This window comes from Microcoleus sp. (assembly GCF_049646505.1).
GTDB lineage: Bacteria > Cyanobacteriota > Cyanobacteriia > Cyanobacteriales > Microcoleaceae > Microcoleus.
This window is the reverse complement of sequence record NZ_JBARVX010000246.1, coordinates 1-2,664: the sequence shown is the minus strand read 5'-3', so window position 1 is coordinate 2,664 and position 2,664 is coordinate 1. Positions and strand designations below refer to the sequence as shown.

The following is a 2,664-nucleotide window of genomic DNA, read 5'->3' as shown; positions in this document are numbered from 1 at the left end:
AGACGAGCGCACTTTTGCGAGCAAATCTCGGTCAAAACCAGCGCCTTCTGGCGATCGACCTCCGGGGCCACGGCGCATCCGATCCGCCTGCAGACGGCGACTACAGCCCCGACTCCTGCGCCGCCGACATCATCGCCGTCCTCGACGCGCTGAATCTCCCGCAAGTAGCCCTTGTCGGGCACAGTTTCGGGGCCCTCGTTGTTCTCGCCACGGCCGCCTCCGCGCCAACGCGGGTGACGCGCGTCATTCTCGCAGATCCGCCCGGTGACTTTAACTACCTGCCGCTGTCGGTGTACGAGGAACAGATGGTTCCTTTCCTCGCAGCGCTGGCGGGCGACGGCTACCGGGCTGCTGCAGAGGAAAAGTTCGCCCAAGCCCTCGAAGGCGGTACGGCTGCGACGCGCGAGACTACGATCGCGCGTCTCGCATCCACCCCGCGCGATCGCCTCATCGGTATGTACAAAGGTATGTTTGCTTACGATGCAGTTGGTGCGATCGATCGCTACTTAGCAACTCCGGGCGCGCGAATCGCAGCAGTGATCGCACCCGCCAACTCATGGCCCTTCAGCCTCCACATACTCCGCCCCGAAATTGCCACCGCCGTCATACCCGAAACCAGCCACTGGTTGCAGCTTGATGCGCCGGTTCCCTTCACCGAAGCCGTGGTGGCGGCCTTGATTAGGGATTAATCATTAGTTATTGGTTGTTGGTTGTTGGTTGTTGGTTATTGGTTGTTGGTTATTGGTTGTTGGTTATTGGTTATTGGTCATTAGTCATTAGTCATTGATCATTAGTCATTCGTTAACTAAAAAGTCAAAAAAAGTTGTTATGCGCCATTCTTTGATACTTCGCAGTTTTGTTATTTTGACTGGCATTGCAGTTGCTTCTTTAACTACTCATTCAGCAACATCTGCTTTACCGTCACCAGCAGCAGAATTCAGTTTTATGGTGGACGAGAAACAAAAACAAGACCCGCGCGTGATTAAAGTTAGTTATCATCCTTGTGGAGAGGCTGCGATCGCCCGCGTGACATCCCTGCCAGATGTTGATACAAAAGGTTATTTAATTCCCGATAAAGTGGTAGAAATAGATGCCAGAAACAACACGCTGCGGCGGTGGGCTAAGCCGATCGATTCTGAAGTCGTTGCGATTGAGGGCGATCGCATTCTAGTGGATGCTAACAAGAAGCTATACTGGATTGAACCGTCGGGGAATTTCCAGCTTCAGCCCCAATCAATTGCAGCTAAAAAACCCATATTTGAAAGCCGGATCAAAACCCATCCAGAGTTCCAAAATTCCGGCTATGCTGGTGTTTGGCGCTTCCTAGACCTCAAATCTGGAAAGACACGGCAGATTATCTACGAAGCTAACTGTAGTTAAACGCAATTCGATCGGCTTCACCATCCCAGCAGCAGGATGCGTCGCCCTCAAAGATTTCTCAAAAAAATCGACTGTCAAATAGCCGCGCACCTTTGATCCGATCTCCAGCAAGTCGCCCGTAATATCATTTCCATCGATTACCCCGTCAGATCCTAGGGGTTCCCCTCACCCAAAAACTCGCCCGGAATTTAATCTCTGTCAGTCGATCGGACACGATCTCATATCAATTCCTCTCTTCATCGTCCTGTATTCAGTTCTCTGGGATCTCTCTGTGTTCTCTGTGTTCTCTGTGGTTAAATAATTCCGATACAACCGGAAACGATATCATACCAAATCCAGATTTTGGATATTCTTTACGAACCAGTCGGCCTTGGAGCCGACGAAAGTTTGTACAGACGCGGTTTCAACCGCCCGATCGTAAAGGGGGTATGTTACCTTCCAAAATCACGGCGGCAATCATCTAACAAAGCATCAAGTTCTCCAGCAACTTGCCAGGGATTTCGACCTTTCAAAAAAGCAGCGATCGCAGCTTCATAGGGATTTCTCCCAGTTTTTTTGACAGCCGCGATCGCCTCTTGGTTAGAAAATCCCCGCCCGCACACCAACCAAGCAGCCAAGACGTGTCCTGTCCGTCCAATGCCGCCGGAACAGTGAACCACCGCCCGATCGCCCGCGCTATCAGCAGAGGCCAAAAACGGTAAAATGCGATCGATTAAAATTTCGCGACTGGCAAATTCAAAATCGGCGATCGGAGCCCAGCAAACGCGATCGCCCCCAAAAACATTTCGATAGCTTCCCAGCAAATCACCATAGCGGACGAGTTGAGTCTCAGCAAGCAAGCAGCAAACTCGATCGATCTTCTGTCGCTGCATAAAATCAATCCACCGAGCAACTTCTGCATCGCCGTATCCCGGTTTTGCCGCCCCAAACACAACTAATTCATCCTCAGAAGCCGCCGCAAATTTGTACATAATTATATTATAATTGCTATCAAATTATAGCAATCCTTGCAGGAGTCGTAAATATTTTTACCCCACCCCAACCCTCCCCTTATTAAGGGGAGGGAGTAAGAAATTCACAAATGATTTAGGATTGCTATATACTATTAAAATAAAAATGTATCTGCGTTGATTTGCGTCAATCTGCCTGATACCATTTTTCTTTCATATGTGCTACTACCCCCCCCCACTCCCCCCCGAAATAAGGGGGGGTTGGGGGGGGTAATATCTAGCGCTACTTTGTGAAATTGGTATGACATCTGCGGTTGACTCAATCAAAATTTTA

The 2,664-nt window shown here is 50.0% G+C and carries 3 protein-coding genes; 2 read left to right on the top strand and 1 reads right to left on the bottom strand.

From position 1 onward, the window contains the following. Both WBA89_RS13290 and WBA89_RS13285 read left to right on the top strand, forming a co-directional pair. Positions 1-689 (top strand): alpha/beta fold hydrolase (locus tag WBA89_RS13290; RefSeq protein ID WP_424407089.1); only part of this gene is annotated, 689 nt, incomplete at its 5' end. A 175-nt stretch (positions 690-864) separates the two neighbouring features. Beyond that, positions 865-1,380, top strand: a complete 516-nt coding sequence (locus tag WBA89_RS13285; RefSeq protein WP_424407087.1) for a hypothetical protein — start codon at positions 865-867, stop codon at positions 1,378-1,380. A gap of 431 nt (positions 1,381-1,811) precedes the next feature. Here WBA89_RS13285 and WBA89_RS13280 read toward each other — a convergent pair whose 3' ends face one another. Then, on the bottom strand, positions 1,812-2,351 hold the full coding sequence (locus tag WBA89_RS13280) for a protein-tyrosine phosphatase family protein (RefSeq protein ID WP_424407085.1): 540 nt from the start codon (positions 2,349-2,351) through the stop codon (positions 1,812-1,814). Positions 2,352-2,664: the final 313 nt, after the last annotated feature.